Annotated in this window: 20 protein-coding genes, 1 tRNA gene and 1 pseudogene; 12 read left to right on the top strand and 10 right to left on the bottom strand. The window is 46.7% G+C overall.

Going from position 1 to position 21,291, the window contains the following annotated elements; all coding sequences use genetic code 11:
- Positions 1–131 precede the first annotated feature (131 nt).
- From ACXAGX_RS15910 to lolB, 6 genes are all read right to left on the bottom strand, one after another.
- Positions 132–536, bottom strand: coding sequence for a hypothetical protein (locus ACXAGX_RS15910; protein ID WP_474818194.1), 405 nt, complete (start codon positions 534–536; stop codon positions 132–134).
- 142 nt (positions 537–678) lie between these two features.
- On the bottom strand, positions 679–1,845 hold the full coding sequence (locus ACXAGX_RS15905; protein WP_474818195.1) for a serine hydrolase domain-containing protein: 1,167 nt from the start codon (positions 1,843–1,845) through the stop codon (positions 679–681).
- A 184-nt stretch (positions 1,846–2,029) separates the two neighbouring features.
- A complete protein-coding gene (locus ACXAGX_RS15900; RefSeq protein ID WP_070123533.1) occupies positions 2,030–2,977 on the bottom strand; it encodes a ribose-phosphate pyrophosphokinase in 948 nt (315 codons plus the stop codon).
- A 31-nt stretch (positions 2,978–3,008) separates the two neighbouring features.
- Positions 3,009–3,084: transfer RNA gene (locus ACXAGX_RS15895), tRNA-Gln, on the bottom strand.
- A 28-nt stretch (positions 3,085–3,112) separates the two neighbouring features.
- Positions 3,113–3,970 (bottom strand): 4-(cytidine 5'-diphospho)-2-C-methyl-D-erythritol kinase, encoded by an 858-nt coding sequence (ispE, locus tag ACXAGX_RS15890; protein WP_474818196.1) that lies wholly within the window; start codon positions 3,968–3,970, stop codon positions 3,113–3,115.
- Positions 3,955–4,560: a lipoprotein insertase outer membrane protein LolB gene (lolB, locus tag ACXAGX_RS15885; RefSeq protein WP_474818197.1), complete on the bottom strand. Its 606-nt coding sequence runs from the start codon at positions 4,558–4,560 to the stop codon at positions 3,955–3,957. Before lolB ends, ispE begins: the two co-directional genes overlap by 16 nt.
- A gap of 141 nt (positions 4,561–4,701) precedes the next feature.
- Between lolB and hemA the strand changes: the two genes are divergently transcribed.
- The 6 genes and pseudogenes from hemA (at position 4,702) to kdsA (ending at position 10,235) form a co-directional block, all read left to right on the top strand.
- Positions 4,702–5,973 carry a glutamyl-tRNA reductase gene (hemA, locus tag ACXAGX_RS15880; protein WP_474818198.1) on the top strand — a complete coding sequence of 424 codons (1,272 nt, stop codon included), beginning with the start codon at positions 4,702–4,704 and terminating at the stop codon, positions 5,971–5,973.
- A gap of 9 nt (positions 5,974–5,982) precedes the next feature.
- The gene (prfA, locus tag ACXAGX_RS15875; protein ID WP_474839509.1) at positions 5,983–7,068 is read left to right on the top strand and encodes a peptide chain release factor 1; all 1,086 of its coding nucleotides are present in this window, start codon (positions 5,983–5,985) and stop codon (positions 7,066–7,068) included.
- Positions 7,068–7,913, top strand: a complete 846-nt coding sequence (prmC, locus tag ACXAGX_RS15870; protein WP_474818199.1) for a peptide chain release factor N(5)-glutamine methyltransferase — start codon at positions 7,068–7,070, stop codon at positions 7,911–7,913. The genes prfA and prmC overlap by 1 nt, the downstream gene beginning before the upstream one ends.
- Positions 7,914–7,964: 51 nt before the next feature.
- Positions 7,965–8,939, top strand: a pseudogene (locus ACXAGX_RS15865) (DUF3369 domain-containing protein); the annotation flags it as partial.
- Positions 8,940–8,989: 50 nt separating this feature from the next.
- Positions 8,990–9,364: a SirB2 family protein gene (locus tag ACXAGX_RS15860; RefSeq protein WP_474818200.1), complete on the top strand. Its 375-nt coding sequence runs from the start codon at positions 8,990–8,992 to the stop codon at positions 9,362–9,364.
- A gap of 16 nt (positions 9,365–9,380) precedes the next feature.
- On the top strand, positions 9,381–10,235 hold the full coding sequence (gene kdsA / locus ACXAGX_RS15855) for a 3-deoxy-8-phosphooctulonate synthase (protein ID WP_474818201.1): 855 nt from the start codon (positions 9,381–9,383) through the stop codon (positions 10,233–10,235).
- A gap of 77 nt (positions 10,236–10,312) precedes the next feature.
- On the opposite strand, the gene ACXAGX_RS15850 is transcribed toward kdsA, so the two are convergent.
- Positions 10,313–10,576 carry a hypothetical protein gene (locus tag ACXAGX_RS15850; protein WP_474818202.1) on the bottom strand — a complete coding sequence of 88 codons (264 nt, stop codon included), beginning with the start codon at positions 10,574–10,576 and terminating at the stop codon, positions 10,313–10,315.
- Positions 10,577–10,791: 215 nt separating this feature from the next.
- On the opposite strand from ACXAGX_RS15850, the gene ACXAGX_RS15845 reads away from it, so the two are divergent.
- From ACXAGX_RS15845 to fusA, 5 genes are all read left to right on the top strand, one after another.
- Positions 10,792–11,691 (top strand): transcriptional regulator GcvA, encoded by a 900-nt coding sequence (locus tag ACXAGX_RS15845; protein WP_070123543.1) that lies wholly within the window; start codon positions 10,792–10,794, stop codon positions 11,689–11,691.
- Positions 11,681–12,316: an alpha/beta fold hydrolase gene (locus ACXAGX_RS15840; RefSeq protein WP_474839507.1), complete on the top strand. Its 636-nt coding sequence runs from the start codon at positions 11,681–11,683 to the stop codon at positions 12,314–12,316. Before ACXAGX_RS15845 ends, ACXAGX_RS15840 begins: the two co-directional genes overlap by 11 nt.
- On the top strand, positions 12,309–12,689 hold the full coding sequence (locus tag ACXAGX_RS15835; RefSeq protein ID WP_474839505.1) for a DUF423 domain-containing protein: 381 nt from the start codon (positions 12,309–12,311) through the stop codon (positions 12,687–12,689). Before ACXAGX_RS15840 ends, ACXAGX_RS15835 begins: the two co-directional genes overlap by 8 nt.
- Positions 12,682–13,758 (top strand): 23S rRNA (cytidine(2498)-2'-O)-methyltransferase RlmM, encoded by a 1,077-nt coding sequence (gene rlmM / locus ACXAGX_RS15830; RefSeq protein ID WP_474839503.1) that lies wholly within the window; start codon positions 12,682–12,684, stop codon positions 13,756–13,758. The genes ACXAGX_RS15835 and rlmM overlap by 8 nt, the downstream gene beginning before the upstream one ends.
- Positions 13,759–13,923: 165 nt before the next feature.
- Complete coding sequence (fusA, locus tag ACXAGX_RS15825) at positions 13,924–16,011, top strand: elongation factor G (RefSeq protein WP_474818207.1); 2,088 nt, start codon at positions 13,924–13,926, stop codon at positions 16,009–16,011.
- A gap of 542 nt (positions 16,012–16,553) precedes the next feature.
- On the opposite strand, the gene ACXAGX_RS15820 is transcribed toward fusA, so the two are convergent.
- Genes ACXAGX_RS15820 through ACXAGX_RS15810 form a run of 3 tightly spaced genes read right to left on the bottom strand, consistent with a single transcriptional unit; the run spans position 16,554 to position 20,467 of the window.
- Positions 16,554–18,566: a transglutaminase TgpA family protein gene (locus ACXAGX_RS15820; RefSeq protein ID WP_474839609.1), complete on the bottom strand. Its 2,013-nt coding sequence runs from the start codon at positions 18,564–18,566 to the stop codon at positions 16,554–16,556.
- Positions 18,566–19,525 (bottom strand): DUF58 domain-containing protein, encoded by a 960-nt coding sequence (locus tag ACXAGX_RS15815; protein ID WP_474839501.1) that lies wholly within the window; start codon positions 19,523–19,525, stop codon positions 18,566–18,568. The genes ACXAGX_RS15820 and ACXAGX_RS15815 overlap by 1 nt, the downstream gene beginning before the upstream one ends.
- Positions 19,526–19,549: 24 nt before the next feature.
- Complete coding sequence (locus ACXAGX_RS15810) at positions 19,550–20,467, bottom strand: AAA family ATPase (protein WP_474839499.1); 918 nt, start codon at positions 20,465–20,467, stop codon at positions 19,550–19,552.
- Positions 20,468–20,670: 203 nt separating this feature from the next.
- Between ACXAGX_RS15810 and seqA the strand changes: the two genes are divergently transcribed.
- Positions 20,671–21,261 (top strand): replication initiation negative regulator SeqA, encoded by a 591-nt coding sequence (gene seqA / locus ACXAGX_RS15805; RefSeq protein WP_474839497.1) that lies wholly within the window; start codon positions 20,671–20,673, stop codon positions 21,259–21,261.
- The last annotated feature ends 30 nt before the right edge of the window (positions 21,262–21,291 follow it).

Below are 21,291 nucleotides of genomic sequence, written 5' to 3'. Positions count from 1 at the left end.
AATTTAAGTTTATCGTTTGTGAGTTTTTGCGACCAAAACCCACGCGTATCTGGCATTTATGCCAGGCCCCGAAATAAAAGGGCGGCGAATTCTACCACTGCGCCCTTCGAGTTACAAACTTAAATGTTACATTACATGAGGCTAGTGCCGGGTTTGCGCGGGATGGGCTTAACTTCACTGTCGTCAGCACTAAGTACTTCCTGAATTTGCATGACTTTACCAAACTGCGTGATGGTCATGACATCCACGGGTACGGCAGTGACTACCAAACGCATACCATTTTGACGGTAGTGTTTATCGAGGCCTCGAAGAGTATATTTTTCGCCATTGTCTGCGATGAAGCCTAGGAAACCGCCTTCCATGTCCTGATACTGAAGCTGACCACTGATTTTAGAGAGGTTTTTATTTTTTGCTTCCGTCATTTTACTCTCCTCAACATTAGTCTTCGGTGAAACAGGCTCGCTGACTGATGCAGTGGTATCACTGCAAGCGGCGCAAGTAACAAAAACCGCAATCATCATAATCTGACGAATCATGGTGCATCCTTAACAACAATTTCAAAAGGCCATTGTGCCGTGTAAAGTCTGAACGGACAATGAATGAACACGCAAGCGCAGTAAGTATAGTTTTTGTTGTTTTATTTCCAACATACAAACCAAACAAAAGAGTATGTTGTATCTAAAACACCGATGGATCTTCACCATGCCACAAACCTAGATCCGTTAGTATCTGGAACACTGGATAGGTGAGGGCATTCGTATCAAGTGAATTACTGTTGCACATGGCAACCACGGAAGTGTGTGTATCTGGTCGGCGAATGAAACTGGTACTTGTTCCGAGCCAGCCACCGTTGTGGAAGTAATAGCGGCCGTCTGTGTATTGACCATTGGCGTAGTACCATTTGTGTTCATCGCGATCAGGGAAATCGCCGTTGGGTGTATTCATTAATGCGATAAGCTCGGCGGGCTTTTTACCTAAAATTGGATTGCTAAACTGGTTGTTCCACAAACGCATATCTTCAAGGGTAGTAAATAAGCCACCATCCCCGGTCACATAGAGGTTTGTCATGTTGACTTCAAGTTTCGCTTTTCCGCTTGTTTCGTTTTTTGTGCTGATGTAGCCGTAAGCCCTGTGTGGAATAACTTCACGTTTATCATCAGCAAAGAAGGTGTGTTTCATTCCTAAAGGGGTAAAGATTCGGGCGGTGGTAAATGCTCTGAATGTTTGGCCACTTACATTTTCAACCAGTAAGGTCAGAAGGTTGTAAGCGAAATTGCTGTAACGCTGTTCCTTTTCCGGTGCAGTAAGCAAAGGTAAGGTCTTGAGTAAGTCATAATATTCATCGTTGGAGAGATAATCCTCATCGCCTAGTCTGAAAGGCTTACCGGATACGGAATGTAATGGTTCGGACAGCAATTCGTTCAGCGTGTCATAGTCGCCCATACCGGCAAAATGCCCCAACATAGCGTTGATAGTGACTTCGTGCTGGTACTCATAGAGATCCGGAATGTACTTACGGATGTCGTCATCAAGATTGATTAATCCATCATCGGCCAGAAGTAACACTGCCATAGCAGTAAACTGTTTCGATACCGATGCCATTCTGAAGCGAGTAGAAGCTGAAATGGGCACGCTGTGCTCAACGTTGGCCAGCCCGTAATGCTTTTGGAAAATAAATTCCCCTTGCTGAATGATACCCACGGAACATCCCGGATCGCTCGGTTCTATCATTGCAGTGGCAATGGCATCCATTTTTACTTCGAGTTGCCTGAGAGCATCTTCCGCATTACTTTGAAAGCTGGGTAAGCACAGGGCTAGCGGCAACAAGACTTTGTTTAATTTCATGGCGATATCCATATCAGTATTCGATTTCTACCGTAACATAGTCGGCAATCAACCTTTAAGTGTCCACACAGAAAAAACAATGAATTACCTGTTGCCTATCTAAAAATTCCTAATCGCTGTTTAAAGTAAAAAAAAGCCGGCGCATTGCGGCGCCGGCTTTGGATAGGCTCAAACAAGTTGAATATTAGTATTCAAACATTGCCGAAATAGATTCTTCATTGCTGATACGGCGAATGGTTTCCGCCAGCATTTCAGAAAGCGTAAGTTGCTTAACCTTACCTGTGGCTTTCATGTCTTTCGACAGTGGAATACTGTCGGTAATGATGATTTCATCAATGACAGATTCTTTCAGGTTTTTCGGCGCGTTGCCTGAGAAAATGGCGTGAGTAGCGTAGGCATACACTTTTCGCGCACCATGGTTTTTCAGTGCTTCCGCAGCCTTTGCTAGTGTACCGCCGGTGTCGATCATGTCATCTACGATGATACAGTCGCGGCCGTTAACGTCACCGATAATGTTCATAACCTGAGACACATTGGCTTTTGGACGACGCTTATCGATAATTGCCAAATCGGCATCGTTCAGCAGTTTTGCTGTTGCGCGGGCACGCACAACACCGCCGATGTCTGGAGATACTACGATTGGGTCTACAAAATCACGCTGCACCATATCGGCAAGCAGGATTGGGGTACCGAATGCGTTGTCTACAGGCACATCGAAGAAGCCCTGGATTTGCTCGGCGTGTAAATCGATGGTCAGAACGCGGTCAACACCCACGTTAGACAGAAAATCTGCAACAACACGAGCGGTAATCGGCACACGAGCAGAACGTACACGACGGTCTTGTCTAGCATAACCAAAGTAGGGGATAACAGCGGTGATACGACCGGCTGATGCGCGACGCAGGGCGTCAATCATCACGATCAGTTCCATCAGGTTGTCGTTGGTTGGTGCACAGGTAGACTGGATAATAAAAACGTCCGAGCCACGGACGTTTTCATGAATTTCTACGCTGATTTCACCGTCGCTAAAGCGACCAACACTGGCGTTACCAAGTTTAGTATAAAGGCGTTCGGCGACTTTATGGGCAAGTTCCGGGACAGCATTGCCTGCAAAGAGCTTCATATCTGGCACAAGTGTTTCCTCAGTGCATTGATAAAGGTGGTGGCTGGGGTAGCTGGACTCGAACCAACGGATGGCGGGATCAAAACCCGCTGCCTTACCAACTTGGCTATACCCCAAAAATTTAATTCATGTCCGATGCTTCGTTCACGGTTTTAGTTTTTGTAATAAGGGCGAGGTGTTTACACCTTTAGCAACAAAACCAGTCCATTTTCCGGGCAAGGTATCAAGAACACGCCTGGCTGAAATTTCATCACTAAATATAGCAAAAACACACGCGCCTGTGCCCGTCATCCGCGACGGGGCGAATTGTAGCAACCACTGTAATAATAATGCAACTTCGGGATGGCGATCACAGACAATTGTCTGACAATCATTATGTGTTGCATCAAAAGTATAATTGTCCCACTCAATGGCAGGTGTGTTGCGGGGCAGGGACGATTCGCGGAAAATATCAGCAGTACCTACATGAATACCGGGGTTAACAACCAAATACCATTGTTCGTTCAGTTCTGTAGCAGTAATTGCCTCGCCAACACCGCCAGCGAAACCCGTGTGACCTTCCACGAATATGGGAACATCTGCACCTAACTTGAGGCCTAATGCTGCTAATTCACTGGTATCCAGTTTGCAATTCCAAAGCGCGTTCAGTGCCACAAGTACCGTTGCAGCGTTTGAAGAACCGCCTCCAATACCACCGCCCATGGGAAGGTTTTTTCGCAAATAAATATTTACGCCGTGATTAACACCACAGTGCTCTCTTAATAACTTTGCCGCTTTAATGATCAAATTATCTTCGTCATTCACACCAGGAATTGACGGTGACAGCGTAATGTCATTCGATGACACTAATTCAAACGCCAGTTCATCACCGCGGTCCAGAATTTGAAATAATGTCTGCAATTGGTGATAACCATTCTCGTATCGGCCAAGAATATGCAGGAAAAGGTTGAGTTTCGCGGGACTGGGCCACCAGTCATAAGGTTGCATTACTGTATTGTCCATTCATCAATTCGGATTTTAATCAGCATTTTACTATTGTTCGTTTGGGTAAGGGTTAACTGGTGAGGTAACCAAATGCCATCGACATTACCGTAGTTGCTGTAAATCACTTTCCAGTTGCCACAATTATCACAGGCCGGAGACAGCGATGCCAGCAGTTGTTTGTCGTTCAGTTGGTAGTCATCGCCTGCTAGAGGTAAGCCTTTTATCCAGTTGAGTAACCGATTCACCGGTATGTCCCAACCTGTTGTTTGATAAATAAGGCGAGACGGATTGGTATCCTCATAGTGCTTATCATCGGCTTCAAGGCTCGCCATGCCATCGTTCACTGATAAAGTAGCCAATGTGATTCCCAGCATATTGGTTAATCGGAAATCAAAATCGGGTGCATCAGTTTTCCAGTTTAAATGGGCACTCACGGCTTCTTTATCGTTTCGAATAGCCATCTTCCCTTTTATCTGCCAGTGATCCACGGTTGTTAGTTGTTGCAGCTGCGAAGGTAGGTTAACCGCGGTTTCCGGGCCGTCGGGTAAAGTGGTACAGGCAGAGAGGGCGAGAAAAAATATCGCCAGTGTAATTATTCGCCAAAACATAAAAGAGTATGATCCCCCACAAAAAAGAGTCGCGAATGTGGCAAATCAACCACGACTAATGGGAACACAGTTTCAGGAGTACTTTCAATCATTTTGCGTTTTTCGTACAATGCCGCTCCATTGATGCCACCATGAATTTCAATGACCCTTACTGCCCTCGGAATTAATCACAAAACAGCACCTGTAGCACTTCGCGAAAAAGTTGCATTCACACCGGATTCTCTGGTGTCTGCGCTCGCCTCGTTGAAACAGATGAACGGCATAGACGAGTCTGTCATTGTTTCCACGTGTAATCGCACAGAAGTGTATGTGAAAGGGGTGGATGAAGCCGCGTTATTATTGAAATGGTTAGCGGAATTTCATGGGGTTTCTGAAAAGGATATCTCGGATAACAGCTATCTTTATCATCAGGAAGACGCAGTTCGACACGTTATGCGAGTAGCCAGCGGCCTCGATTCGTTAATACTGGGCGAGCCACAGATCCTCGGGCAAATCAAACAAGCATTCAATGATGCCAAGCATTCCGGTACTGTGGGCAGTGAGTTTGAGCGCCTGTTTCAACATACGTTTTCAGTCGCGAAAAAAGTCCGTTCTGAAACCGAGATTGGCGCCAATGCCGTGTCGGTGGCGTTCGCCGCTGTGCAACTGGCCAAACATATCTTCAGTGCCCTACCGAAACGCGCAGTGTTGTTGGTTGGGGCAGGAGAAACCATCGAGCTGGTTGCTCAGCATTTAAAAGAGCAGGGCGTACAACGTCTTGCTGTCGCAAATCGCACTGTAGCCCGGGCAGAGAAACTGGCCGAAAATCTCGGGGCCGAAGTGTTGACGTTATCGCAACTCCCTGATCATTTGCACCAGTTTGATATTGTTATTAGTTCTACTGCGAGTCAGTTACCATTAATCGGTAAAGGTATGGTAGAACGAGCGCTGAAGCAGCGCCGGAATACCCCAATGTTTATGGTGGATCTGGCTGTTCCCAGAGACATAGAGCCGCAAGTGAATGAGCTGGGGGATGCTTACCTCTACACGGTTGATGATCTTCAGCACATTGTCGAGCAAAATCTGGCGTCACGGGAATTGGCGGCGCAAGAAGCAGAAAAAATTATCAGCGAACAAGCGTTGGTTTTCCTGAATTGGAAACGGGCGCAAAAATCCATTGATTTAGTTCGCCAATACCGTCAGAAGAGCACGGCTTCCAGAGATGAATTGGTTGCCAAAGCCGTGAATCAACTGTCTGAAGGCCGAGAGCCTGAAGCAATCATTCAGGAATTGGCGTATAAACTGGCTAATACTCTGATGCACGGACCCACACGGGTGCTACGTGAAGCGGCACAAGATAAAAATAGCGCGCTGTCTCAATGGCTGGGACAGGCGATGGATCTTGCTCCTGAAGAGCAGGACAAAGAAAGGTAAACAACGCATATGAAAGAATCGGTGAAGAGAAAGCTGGAGCACCTGGTAGAACGCTTTGACGAGGTGCAGGCATTACTCGGCGATCCGGACACAATTTCCAATCAGGAAAAATTCCGCGCACTGTCGAAGGAATTTAGCCAGTTGGAAGACGTGGTAAAAGGTTTTAACGCTTATCAGCAAGCAGAAGAAAACCTGGCATCAGCTCAAGAGATGTTGCAGGAAGACGATGCCGAGATGCGCGAAATGGCGCAGGAAGAGATGAAGTCTGCAAAAGAAGAACTGACTAAGCTGGAAAGCGAACTGCAAATTCTGCTGCTGCCGAAAGATCCCAACGATGACCACAACTGCTTCCTGGAAATTCGTGCCGGAGCAGGTGGTGATGAAGCGGCGATTTTTGCCGGTGATTTATTCCGCATGTATAGCCGTTACGCAGAGACGAAAGGCTGGCGCGTAGAAATTGTTAGCCAGAACGAAGGCGAGCATGGCGGTTTCAAAGAAGTGATTGCGAATATGAGCGGTGAAGGCGTTTATGGCGTGATGAAATTTGAATCGGGTGGTCACCGGGTTCAACGTGTACCTGAAACCGAATCGCAGGGCCGTATTCACACCTCAGCCTGTACGGTTGCCGTACTGCCTGAAATTCCAGAATCGGAAGCCATCGAAATTAACTCGGCTGATCTGAAAGTGGATACTTTCCGTGCGTCGGGCGCCGGTGGTCAGCACGTTAACAAAACCGATTCTGCCATTCGTATTACTCACTTACCTACGGGCTTAGTGGTAGAGTGTCAGGACGAACGTTCGCAGCACAAGAACCGCGCTAAAGCCATGTCGGTATTGCAAGCACGCCTGAACCAAATGGAAGAGGAGAAGCGTGCGAAAGAAGAAGCAACGACGCGCCGTAACCTGGTGGGCAGTGGTGATCGCTCCGAGCGTATCCGCACCTATAACTTTCCGCAGGGACGAGTGACCGACCACCGTATCAACTTAACGCTTTATCGTTTGGATGAAGTGATAGCAGGGGATTTAGCCGCATTGCTAGACCCAATACGCCAGGAACATCAGGCCGACTTGCTGGCTTCACTGGCAGACGAATAATGTTATTAAGCATTGCCGGGGCGCTTGCCCTGGCGCGAGAAATGTTAGCTGGCGGCGAGTCTCCTGTCGCCGATGCGAAGGTGTTATTGGCTCACGTTCTCGGGCAATCGCAAACCTATTTATTTACCTGGAGCGACAAAACGCTCTCAGAAACCCAGCAAGAGCAATTTCTCCAGCTTGTCTCACAACGTAAAAATGGTCACCCTGTGGCTCATCTCACGGGTTATCGTGATTTCTGGACTCTGCGATTACAGGTGAATCCCAGCACGCTCATTCCCCGTCCGGAAACCGAACTACTGGTAGAAAAAGCCCTTGAGCTATTGCCTGAGACGGCTGAGAGTTTGTGTGATCTCGGTACCGGCACCGGCGCTGTTGCACTGGCAATTGCCAGCGAGCGACCAGGTCTCGACGTTTATGGCGTTGACAGAATTGCTGACGCTGTCGCGTTGGCTAAGGCTAATGCGCTTCTTAATAACGTTGCCAACGCCCAATTTCTTGAAAGTCACTGGTTTTCCTCTTTAACGGGAAAGCAATTTGATATGTTGGTGACCAATCCACCCTATGTGGAAACAAGTAGCGAGTTTCTCAAACTTGGCGATGTGCGGTTTGAACCCCGTTCTGCGCTTACTGCAGGCGAAGATGGTTTGGATGATATTCGTTTCATCATCTCGCAGGCCCGTGGTTATTTAAAACCCGGTGGTTGGCTGCTTATTGAACATGGTTTTGAGCAGGGCTCTGCAATTTGTCATTTGTATAAACAGGCAGGATATACCGATGCAGAGACTTTCCGCGATCTCGCCGATCACCACCGTATTACTGTGGCCAGAATGCCCGCTTGCGATTAATCTCCCATCCAGTATGCTTTGACTGGCTTTCTCAATAATGGAATGAAATGGATGAGTGACGACTTTCTTTTTGCCGAAGATGAAGACGAAGAAATCATTGAAGAGTTGGGTAGTTGGAAAATACTGATTGTCGACGATGAACCTGAGGTGCATGCGGTCACCAAACTCGCATTGAATGACTTTATTCTTGATGATAAATGTCTCGAGTTTGTCAGCGTTTACAGTGGCGAGGAAGCAAAAAGCTACTTCAGGCAACACAACGATGTGGCAGTGGTTTTACTCGATGTCGTAATGGAAACCGACGAAGCCGGGTTAGAAGTGGCTGAGTATATTCGAGAGCAACTGCATAACCATTTTACCCGAATTATTCTACGCACCGGACAGCCCGGGCAAGCGCCTGAACGGGAAGTTATCATTAATTACGACATTAATGATTACAAATCGAAAACTGAGCTCACTGCGCAAAAACTGTTCACGGTGATGATCGCCGCACTTCGCAGCTATCGCGATATAATGGTGATTGAAGAAAGCCGGGCCGGGCTCGAGAAGATTATCGATGCGTCTGCCGATTTGTTTTCCATTCGTTCTGTCGAGCAGTTTATGCGCGGTATCATTCAGCAGTTAACCTCGATCATGGGTTTTTCGCAGCATGCTGCTTACATTACCAGTGCGGTAGCCGCGCCGAAACCTGTTACCAATACGCAACCCGACGAATTATACGTGTTTGCGGGGAATGGTGAGTATGCTGGGCAAGAAGGTCAGCCATTAAACAAAGCACTACCAGCCGAGGCCTATGTGTTATGCCGTCAGGCACTTGAAGAGAAACGCATTATTTTCGCAGACGACTACATCGTTGCTTATTGTTCAGGTAAAACCTTTCAGGGCTCATTGTTATATTTGTCTGGCGTGCCCGGAAAATTAACCCAAGCCAATGTTCGGCTACTGAATATGTTTGCTAAAAATGTACAACTTGCCTTCGATAATGTGCTGCTAAGCCAGCAGTTTGAGTCTACGAAAAACGAGATTAATCAACTGCGCCAGGCAGAAAATAACGATAAAAAATAAGAGGTTCTTTTATGTACATGATGGCGAAACATCTTCATTTAACCGCAGTGGGGATTAGCGTATTTCTGTTTATCTTTCGCTTTATGCTGAGTCAGTTCAATAGCGAATTGCTCAGTAAAAAGTGGCTGAAAATACTGCCTCACGTTGTCGATACGTTCCTATTAGCCAGCGCAATTTGGTTATGCTTTATTCTTGGTCAGTTTCCTTTTGTACAGGGGTGGTTAACCTTCAAAGTTGTGGGACTGATTGCTTATATTCTTATGGGTATGTTTGCCCTGAAATGGGGGCGTAACGCGCCGTTACGCTGGATTGGCTTTGTTGGCGCACTGGTCTGGATTGGCCTGATTGCCAATGTTGCCGTTACCAAACAGCCTTTATTATTCTGAAGTTGGAAATGCTCAAATGACACAATCTTTAAGTGAAATCGCGTTAGGCGATATCACTGTAGCAAACGACAAAGCTTTTGTTTTATTCGGCGGCATGAATGTGCTGGAATCTCGTGATTTGGCAATGAAAATTGCTGAACATTACGTGGAAGTCACCACCAAGTTGGGTATTCCTTACGTATTTAAAGCGTCTTTCGATAAAGCGAATCGTTCATCAGTCACCTCTTACCGTGGCCCGGGTATGGATGAAGGTCTTAAAATTTTTGAAGAAATCAAAAAGACGTTCAACGTACCACTTATCACCGATGTGCACGAACCCCATCAGGCCACGCCTGTGGCTGAAGTCGTCGATGTTATTCAATTGCCGGCATTTCTTGCCCGCCAGACTGATTTAGTTGTCGCTATGGCAGAAACCGGCGCTGTGATCAACGTGAAGAAACCTCAGTTCCTTGCACCCCATGAAATGCGCCACATCATCAAGAAAATTGGTGAAGCAGGGAACGATAAAGTGATCCTTTGTGAGCGTGGAACCAGTTTTGGCTATAACAACCTGGTCGTAGATATGCTGGGCATGGATGCCATGAAAGAATATGCACCGGTGATTTTCGACGCAACACATGCGTTGCAAATGCCTGGTGGCCGGGCAACGTCGGCAGATGGTCGTCGTGCACAAGCAGCACAATTAGCGCGCAGTGGCATGGCATTAGGTTTGGCTGGCCTGTTTATTGAAGCGCATCCGAATCCGGATGAAGCGAAATGTGATGGTCCTTGTGCATTGCCGCTGTCTAAACTTGAACCGTATTTGCAACAAATGAAAGCATTAGATGAATTGGTGAAGGGGTTTGCGCCTCTGGATACCAGCGCGAATTAATTCAGAACGCTGAAGACGAATGCCAGTGGCCGGCCATTGCCAGCCACCGGCATCCGAATCAGGTGTGGAATGAGAGGTTATTCGCCTTGCGTATTCTCCGCTTGCGATTGTTCTTCTTCATTCATAGCAAGTAGCGTAGCAGCGAGCTGTTGCTGCATTTCTGTTACTAGTACGGCTTTGACCTGTTCCTGTACATTAATTTTCTCAATGTTCAGTTCGATGGCGCTGATAAGCGGGGTAACTGCCGCTGAAGCAGGCAGTTCTTGCGAAAGTGTTGGGTAAGCGGTAGTTGCCGCCAGGATAACAGCCATCTGGCTGAAGAATTTTTTAAACTTAGTCATATCACACCTAATTAATTTAACTTTAAATTCATTAACAAATTTTTTGCATTGTTTAACAATTATGCGCCATAACTTATTGAAAAAATGGGCTCTGTTTTGAATGCGGGCGAATAATAAACAGTTTTAAGGTGCCTTTAAAACGAGTTTAAATAGGGTTTATTGATTAGAAAAACTAATGTATATTTCACGCAAGTTTCATAACCCGGTACCTTCCCTTGCAACGACGCCTTCCTCCACTTAATGCTCTCAAAGCCTTTGAGGCCGCTGCACGTCATCTTAGCTTCACCAAAGCTGCGGAAGAGTTGTTTGTCACTCAGGCTGCGGTAAGCCATCAGATAAAAGCCTTAGAAGAATTTTTATCGATGAAATTGTTTCTGCGGCGTAACCGAACATTGTTGCTTACCGAAGAAGGGCAAGCCTATTTTCTTGAACTGAAAGATATCTTCAAAAACTTGCAGGAGGCGACAGAGCGCTTATTAGCGAAAGGCAGCAAAGGGGCGATTACGGTGGCCATGCCGCCAAGTTTCGCCAGTCAGTGGTTAGTGCCGCGAATAAGCCGCTTTAGTATTGAACACCCGGATATCGACGTTCGCATTAAAGCGGTGGATTTCGACGAGGGTTTTCTTGAAGACGATGTCGACGTGGCGATTTATTACGGTAAAGGCCGCTGGAGCGGAGTTAAAGCGGATAAGCTGCATACCGAATTCCTTACACCGCTTTGCTCGCCACTATTGTTTAATGGCCCGAAACCATTAGAAAGTCTGAGTGACTTGCGTCATCACGTATTGCTACATGATTTAAGTCGCGAGGCGTGGAAGAACTGGTTAAAGAGTGTGGGTGTAGCGGGTGTGAATGTGAACCAAGGACCGGTATTCAGCCACTCAATGTTGGTTTTGCAGGCTGCAGCATTAGGACAGGGCATCGCGCTAGGTAATACGATACTTGCCCGGCCTGAATTGGATGCAGGTCGTCTTATTATGCCTTTCGAAGAAAAAGTCGCCAGTCGGGATGCTTTTTATTTGGTATGTGATGAAGCGCAGGCAGAATTAGGTAAAATTGCCGCATTCAGAGCCTGGATTTTGGCTCAGGTAGAAGAGGAACAGAATGACCTTTAGCACCCAGATTACCCCAGCAGAAAATGAAGCCGCCACCTTGATTCTGGCTCACGGCGCCGGCGCCGGTATGCATTCCGATTTCATGGCCGACATGGCGGTGCGGCTGGCTAAGCATAAAATCACCGTTATTCGTTTTGATTTTCCTTACATGCAAATCATGACTCAAACCGGCAAGCGTCGTCCGCCGGAGAAAGTTGAAAAGCTAGAAGCACATTTTCTAGCCCAAATTGATGCGTTGCGAACATCAGTTTCTAGCCCGCTATTTATTGGTGGTAAGTCAATGGGGGGCAGGGTATCAACACGCATTCTAGAGCAGGCAGACGTTAGCGGTGCTATTGCTTATGGTTACCCGTTTCATCCACCAGGAAAGCCAGAGAAATTACGTACTGCACATCTTGAGGCATTATCTAAGCCGCTATGCATTATTCAGGGGGAACGGGATACCTTCGGAACACAAGGTGAAGTTGCTCAGTATCCGCTGTCTTCCTCAATCGAAACCGTCTTCCTGCAGGACGGTGATCATAGTTTTAAGCCACGAAAAGCGAGCGGTATTACTTTTGATGAGAACATGGCCGCTGCCGTATCGGCCACAGTGACGTTTATAAACAGGCATCTTCATGACTAAATCATTTGCTTTAATCGGTGCACTGGCTGCGCTTTGCAGTGTGATCTTTGGCGCATTCGGCGCACACGCACTCAAGTCGGTGTTGTCTGCTACGCAACTTACTGCATATCACACTGCGGTGGATTATCAGTTTTATCATGCCCTCGCGCTGCTGGGGTTAGTGGCATTTCGCAATATCATCAGCGAACGACTTTTATTACTCTGCGGTGTGTTCTTTACTGTAGGAATTGTATTTTTTAGTGGCAGTATTTATTTGCTTACGTTATTGCAATGGCGCTTTGTAGGCCCTGTTACGCCTTTGGGTGGCCTGTGTTTTATGATTGGTTGGGGTTGTCTTATCGCTGGCATAGTAAAGGGGCAGTGGCATGAATAGTTTACTGGTTTATTGTCGCCCTGGTTACGAGGCAGACACCGCTAACGAGTTAACGGCGTTAAGTACCCAGTTTGAAGTCTATGGTTACCCAGAATTTAAGTCAGAGCAGGGCTATATTCTGTTCCATTTTTATCAGCCCGGTGATGCCGACCGCCTAGGTGGTCGCCTTGCGGTAAGCGAAACCATTTTTTCACGGCAAATTGTGGTGGTTACCGCACATTTGGAAGGTTTAGATAAAACCAACCGGGCAGGGCCTGTGCTTGACGCAATTAGCCAGGCTGATACCGATGAATGGAAAAATACGTTGCTGTTTGTTGAGCATGCCGATACCGAAGATGGCAAGGTGCTGGCGAAATTCTGCAAGAAATTTACTGTGCCTTTGAGACAGGGCTTGCGTAAGCAGAATGCGCTAACCTTCAAAGAACGTAATGACGGCCGTGCACTGCATGTATTCTTTACCGATTACGATAGCTGTTATGTAGGCCATTCCTATCCCGATTACCGCAGCCAGTTTATTAATGGTATCTGCCGGTTAAAGTTTCCGCCCAAGGCGCCCAGCCGTTCTACACTGAAACTCGAAGAAGCTATTCTTACCATGCTGGAGGAGAACGACCGCACCACGGTTTTCCGTGAGGGGGCCCGGGCTGTGGATTTGGGAGCGTGTCCTGGCGGTTGGACCTATCAACTGGTGATTCGTGAAATGTCTGTGGAGGCCATTGATAATGGCGCCATTGATGACCATTTAATGGCCACCGAGCTGGTGGATCATTATGCGGCAGACGGATTTACTTATAAGCCAAAATATGGCCGTGTAGATTTGCTCGTGTGTGATATGATAGAGCGCCCCGACAGGGTGGCGGTGCTGATGAGTGAGTGGTTAGATAAAGGCTGGGCAGACCATGCCATATTTAATCTGAAGCTCCCGATGAAAAAACGTTATGACACAGTGACGGCCGCACTGGGGGAAATACATACGCGACTGGGTAAGAAAGCGTCTGACTATAAAATAAAGGTCAGGCACCTATACCACGATCGCGATGAAGTTACTGTTACTGCCATAAAAGCGTAAATCGCATTTGTGGTGGTATCTTTATGATTTTAAATATAAAATTAAAGGCTTGGCGTGGAATCGCTGAATAAGTTTTAGACTTTTTTCGCAAAGGACTATAAATCTGGTATTGAAATCCTTTATAATCCCGCCGTTTTTTTACTCTGAACCAACGAAAGTGAACTAATGTCAGACTTATCTCATTACAGAAACATTGGTATTTTTGCCCACGTAGATGCGGGTAAAACTACTACTACAGAACGTATTTTGAAGCTTACCGGTAAAATTCATAAAACCGGTGAGGTACACGACGGTGAGTCAACTACTGACTTCATGGAACAGGAAGCTGAGCGCGGTATTACTATCCAGTCTGCTGCGACTACTTGTTTCTGGAAAGATCACCGCATGAACATCATCGATACTCCGGGACACGTTGACTTCACTGTTGAAGTTTATCGTTCTCTGAAAGTACTCGATGGTGGTATCGGTGTTTTCTGTGGTTCAGGCGGTGTTGAGCCACAGTCTGAAACTAACTGGCGTTATGCTAACGAATCAGAAGTTGCCCGTGTAATCTTCGTAAACAAACTGGACCGTATGGGTGCAGATTTCTACCGTGTTGTTGGCCAGGTTAAGAAAGTACTTGCTGCTAACCCACTGGTAATGACCCTGCCAATTGGCATCGAAGACGAATTCACAGGTGTTGTTAACCTGCTGGACATGAAAGCGTACATCTGGGACGACTCTGGCCTGCCAGAAAACTACGAAGTAGTAGATATCCCTGCTGACATGGTTGAAAAAGCGAACGAATACCGTGAGCAACTGGTTGAGACTGCTGTTGAGCAGGACGACGACCTGATGATGGCTTACATGGACGGCGAAGAGCCTTCTCTGGAAGACATCAAGCGCTGTATCCGTAAAGGTACTCGCGATATGTCATTCTTCCCGACTTACTGTGGTTCTGCATTTAAAAACAAAGGTATCCAGCTGGTTCTGGACGCAGTAGTAGACTTCCTGCCTTCTCCTACAGAAGTTGATCCACAGGATCTGACTGACGAAGAAACAGGTGAACCTACTGGTGAAGTTGCAACAGTATCTGTTGACGAGCCGTTCCGTGCTCTGGCGTTCAAAATCATGGACGACCGTTTCGGTGCGCTGACCTTTATCCGTATCTACTCTGGTAAGCTGAACAAGGGTGACACCATCCTGAACTCTGCTACTGGTAAGACTGAGCGTATTGGTCGTATGGTAGAAATGCACGCCGATGAGCGTACAGAACTGACTTCTGCGCAGGCAGGTGACATTCTGGCTGTTGTAGGTATGAAGAACGTTCAGACTGGTCACACCCTGTGTGATCCTAAGAACCCTTGTACCCTAGAGCCAATGATCTTCCCTGAGCCGGTAATCTCTATCGCTGTTAAGCCTAAAGATAAAGGCGCTAACGAGAAGATGTCTATCGCTATCGGTAAACTGGTTGCAGAAGATCCTTCGTTCCAGGTTGAAACTGATGAAGATTCTGGCGAAACCATCCTGAAAGGTATGGGTGAGCTTCACTTAGACATTAAAGTAGACATCCTGAAGCGTACTTACGGCGTTGAGCTGGAAGTTGGTCAGCCACAGGTTGCTTACCGTGAAACTATCACTACTCCGGTAGAAGACAGCTACACGCACAAGAAACAGTCTGGTGGTTCTGGTCAGTTCGGTAAGATTGATTACCGCATCCGTCCAGGTGAAACTAACTCTGGCTTCACTTTCAAATCTACCGTTGTTGGTGGTAACGTACCTAAAGAATTCTTCCCGGCTATCGAGAAGGGCTTTAAAGGTATGATGGAAGAAGGTCCACTGGCTGGTTATCCGGTACTGGACGTTGAAGTTGAACTGTACGACGGTGGTTTCCACGCCGTTGACTCATCAGCTATCGCGTTTGAAATTGCAGCGAAAGGTGCATTCCGTCAGTCTATGCCTAAAGCGGGTCCTCAACTGCTTGAGCCAGTGATGAAAGTTGACGTGTTCAGCCCTGAAGACAACGTAGGTGACGTAATCGGTGACCTTAACCGTCGTCGTGGTATGATCAAAGACCAGGAAGCTGGTGCTACCGGCGTACGCATTAAAGCAGATGTACCTCTGTCTGAAATGTTCGGTTACATCGGTCACTTGCGTACTATTACATCTGGTCGTGGTCAGTTCTCTATGGAGTTCAGCCACTACTCAGCATGTCCACAGAACGTAGCTGAAAAAGTAATGGAAGAAGCGAAAGCGCGTAAAGCTGCTAAGTAATTCTTCTCTAAAGCTTCGAAAAACCCGCCATCCGGCGGGTTTTTTTTACTTTTTAAATAGCAAACCTGTACCAGACCTGTACTTGCGAGGTGGAATAAGGCTGATAAAGTGAGCCCAAACAAGGAGATAAACAATGCAAATATTGTTGCAGGTTGCGGCTACAATTTTTCCGCTAGGATTGTTGTGTTACCACCTTTGGTTTAAACAAACCTGGTGGCGAAATTGTGTGATAAAAAGACGTCAAGGAAATAAAGACACCATCACTATCTATCCTGATATTATGTCTTGGCTGAGGCTATCTAAGCCGATTAGTATTCCAGCATACAGCCTTTCTAGAGTATTGGTAACGAAGCACTGCCTATTGTTTTTCACTGGCCCATACAAAATTGCTGAAGTATGGATGCTGAAATGGCAGATCGATGGCATTGCACAAGAGTTAGAGAGCCGCTGCCCTCATGCATCTATCGAATATCAACCTTTCTTTCCCGCTGAACATGTCGAGAAAGTTGAGCATAGTTATTTTGGTTTGAGGTTTAACACCTTTAGCGGGGGTAAGTATCACGAAGTGCTTGATACACAAGACGACATCTTTGATTTATTTTTTCAACTCCCTGAGAATGACCCCCATACTCTATTGCCTCATATTCCTGAGTCAGAGCAAGAAGCGCCTGCGACAGACGTGGAGGAAAAATAGCTTTGTAATGTTCGTAAAACTGCCGGGGGCTTCGATTGTCGCGCCGTATGTTAAATTGTTTCTCAATACTTCCGATGGTTGTGAGGTAGCGCTTTTGATGTTTGGAGATCGCCTTCCTGCGCCAGGAAGGCACAAAGTAAAGTGTGAGCAGCAGTGCAGTTAAAGCAAAAAGACCAAAAGATAGAATACTCATTTTTAACGTGGATATATCACCTAACAAGCGCTTGAATACGTCGGTTTGGTCATTATTATCGAAGCCTAGTACCCAGCGATTCCACAAGTAATCCATTCTCGCATTCAATGTTCTCAAATATTCAAACACTTGCCACTGATTAATACCATTTAAAGGGTGTTCACCCTGCATCTCATTTGAAAAGCGAGCGGCATGCTCAAAACCTTCGAGGATTCGGGAAGGCGCGACAACAGTAGTAGGGTCAAAGGTACGCCAATACCCATCAATCAATGCTTCTACCCATGCGTGTGCGTCGTACTGATAGACGTTGATGGTATTGTCGTTTATTGGTGTACCACCTTGATAGCCTGATACTACACGCGCTGGAATGCCGGCAAGGCGAAATGCATAGGACATTGCACTGGCATAGTGGGCGCAAAAGCCAACTCTAGCCTCAAATAAAAAACGGTCAACAGGATCAACCAGCATTGCAGGAGGGGTGAGTGTGTACTCGAAACCTTCATCTGCAAAGTAATCCATCAACGCTACGGCAAAATCGTTGTCGTGGGGGTGCTGCTGTCGAAGTGAATTGACCCATTCCCGTGTTTGCGGGTTGCCACGTTCTGGAACCTGGGTATTAATGGCTTTATCCAAGGCCAGGTTTGAAGAGACCCTTTGCGTGTCCGGGTAGGATGCAACCTGGTAAGCGAAGCGGCTATAAACGGGTTGAAGTGCGGATAGTTGATAATTCCAACCTTGCCAAAGTTCCTGACTGCTCGCGGCAGAATCCGGTACCGCGGTATCTAGAGCATACAACCAGGTTTTTTGTGTAGGCTCTGTAACAACCTCGTACCGCAATGCCTCCCCGCTTACAGTCGGATAAAACTCCCTACGCATTTGCTGGAGTTGTACTTGCGCATAGAGGCGGGTTTCACTGGCCGACCATGATTTACCATCAAAGTACTCCAATGTCATTGCCCGCCAATAACGTGATTGTTGTGCTGGCAGGGCGGTGGTAAATGTTGCACTGAAAGCTAAATCTTCTGATTGCGCTAAATTAGCGATGTCGCCCGGGGTAATTTTATCGGTTAATCCGGTTTCCGTAGATTTACCCTCAGGCATTTTCCACAGTGGCGGAATTCTGGGCATAAAAACGAAAAGCATAAGAGCAATGGGCAGGGCCTGCAGCATTAAAATCGTACTTTTATTTCTTCGAAAAGCAAAGCCTGCGGAGGGATTGTGCGCAGAGAACAGAATAAAAAGCAGCACTATAAGCATCGCGGCATAAAAGAGTGTTCGGCCTAGCGATTGGTAGAAAATAAAGCCACACGCGAGTAAGAATATTCCGCAGATAAATAACTGGAAAAAATCCCTGCGCTTGGAAAGGAGCATGAGTTTCAGTGAGCTTGCCATCAACAGCAAGTTAACCATAACACGGAGAAAATCTACGTTATTACTGGTTGTTACCAGGGCGACACCGGCTAAAAGTGCCAGTAAGTTTACCATTCGCCGGCCTGGCATATGGTTATAAAGGCCACTATAAAGACATATTCTCACCACGGCTGCGCAAATACACAAGAGCAGAACCCACAAGTGAATTTGACCGAAAAGCGAGAGGGAAAGCACTAAAAAAAACAACGAAATAAGTAAGCTGTCGCGGTTACCTGCTACAGGAAGTGATGGCGCCATCATAAGGCATCACCTCGCTGGTACAATGCCAGCGCTTTTAGGCATGTGCTGCGATGCGCCGGCCCCACCGATGGTGGAATAATAATGTTGCCCAGTTTAAGGCCGTACTCACTGCCCGCCGCAGATAACTGAACAATTTGCCAGCACAACACCGAAAGGGCGGTTTCTGTATCGAGATTAGATACCGAATCAATATCCAGATAACCGCTGGTTGCCTGCTGCTCAGTAAACACTTTATTTAACCAGTCATCGCCTTTGGCCACACGTTTCCAGGCGACCCGGCTTAACGATTCACCGACCTGCCAGGGGTAAAGTGCATAAAAATCGTCGGTACCTGACTGGTTTTTGCGGCCTTTGCCATTCTCTGAATGCCATTCCGCCAACAATATTTGTTCAGCTTTTTGCGAGGGGTAAACAAGGAGTTTGTGGCCGAAGTCTAAATGGGTCCAACATTTTATGAGGCCCAGGGGCCATGAACAGGTAACCGTAACGCGGGGCAGTCGATGAAAACCTCTCGACGCAGTGGGAAATGGTAGGTGGTGAAGTTTCTTTTCCATTTCCAAATCGAGCATGTGACGATTTTTGTCGCCATACCACTTAATCTCTATTTGTCCGTGCAGAGGCTTATCGTTTTCTTCTATTCTGATTTCAAGATAACTGTTTTCTCCAGCAAATACCGGTTTTACCTCGTAGGCGGTAAGCAGCATGCCGGCCACATTTTTGTAGGCGCTGAAAAGAGCAATAAGTACAAGACTGAGCAGAAACTGACTTAAAAAGAGCAACAGGTTATTTTGATAATTGATGGCCAGCAGAAAAAGGCACAACGTCATCACTAAATAAAACACGCCGAATACGCCGGGAAAAATAAATATATTTCCATGGCTCAGGCGATGTGAAGGCTCCGGTGGCATTCGGGAAGCCAGCCATTTTAATGACAAAGACTCAAAGGCAGCTTTCATGTAATTACAACAGTAAAAAGGCGATCAGGCTGCAAGTGGGTCAACACTGTTGAGCAGTCTCTGGCTAAGTGTGCTTTCTTCAAATTGCTCCTGCTGATGTCCCCGAAGTCTATGTTCTGCAACAGCGGCAAAAACCGCCTGAATATCTTCTGGAATCACATAATCGCGATCGTGAATATAGGCCCAGGCTTTCGCAGCCCCGAGTAATGCACGACTGGCACGAGGAGAGAGCGGTTGTGGGTAACCACTTTCTTCACGACTTTGGTTAACCAGGTTCAGCACATAGGTCAACACGGCATCACTACATCGAAGGTCAGCAACTGCTTGTTGGTGTTTGAGTAAATCTTCAACACTGATACAAGAAGACAAGGGGTCTTTGTCTCTGCCTTGTGGCTGCTGCAGCATGGCTTTTTCTGCTTCCCACGACGGGTAGCCTAACGATATGCGCATGAGGAATCGATCGAGTTGTGATTCTGGCAATGGATACGTTCCGCTTTGATGACTGGGGTTCTGAGTTGCCACAACGAAAAACGGTGAGGGTAAAGAATAGGTTGTGCCATCCACGCTCACCTGGTGCTCTTCCATTGCTTCAAGTAATGCGCTTTGCGTTTTCGGTGATGCGCGATTTACTTCATCTGCTAACACCAGTTCATTAAATACTGGACCGGGGTGAAAACGGAATTCGTGGCTCTGCTGGTCAAATATATTCACGCCCAGCATATCAGCAGGTAACAAATCAGAGGTAAATTGGATGCGTGAATATGACAGTGTAAAAACATGAGCAAGCGCGTGTGAAAGAGTGGTTTTTCCCATACCAGGTAAATCTTCAATAAGAAGATGCCCTTTGGCTAGCAAACAGGTTACCGCCAGCTTAAGCTGGTGGGGCTTACCAATGATATGCTCTGACAAGGTATCTATGACCGTTTTAAACTCTTTGCGCATAAGTTGTCCCGCAAACATTGTTCAGATTTCACAGATGCTAGCAATTTCACAGAGAAATGCGGTTATGCTGTTGATACCTAAGTATAGACAGCTGGCATACATCATAGGGCAGATTATCTGTAAATCGCAATCTGTGTTTGATTTTGTGCTGTTTTCAATTTCCGGGTTGTCTATAATGATGCGGCTAATAAAGGAAGTATCTAATGAAAACCATAGAAATTGATGACGAGTTGTATACGTTTATTGCAGCTCAAACCAAGCATATCGGCGAGAATGCTTCTGATATCCTTCGCCGTCTGCTGCTACCGGAATCGCCAGCACCACAAACTACACCAAAGGCAGAGCCAAAGCCAAAGCCCGCAGAAAAAAGCGTGGCCAAAAGCACGCCTGTAAAAGCGCGCCAACCAGCAACGAAAAAAACGCCCACTGTGGTAGAAAAGGTGCAACATGGTAGTGGTGAAATAGAAGCCAGACTGGATGCCTCAGTACTTGCCCAATATACCAAACGCGTTGATCTGTTTTTGTTTATCCTTTCTGAACTCCATGATTTGCATTCAGATGCGTTTGCTCAGGTTGAACAAATCAAGGGTAAGAATCGTATTTACTTCGCAACGAGTAAAGAAGCACTTCTGAGCACCGGAAGTAGTACTAACCCGAAACTTATTCCAGATTCACCGTACTGGGTAGTGACGAACAATAACACGGCTAAGAAAGTCGCGATGTTAGAACAAGTCATGAAAACCCTGGGTTATGGTGATGAGGCGACGGGATCGGTTATCGCAAAATTCGCTTAGTTTAGTCTTGGTCAGCAAGATGCTTATAAA

This window comes from Alteromonas sp. ABV4_515 (genome assembly GCF_056160345.1).
Note: the sequence above shows the minus strand (reverse complement) of the source record. Positions and strands in the feature narration are given on the sequence as shown.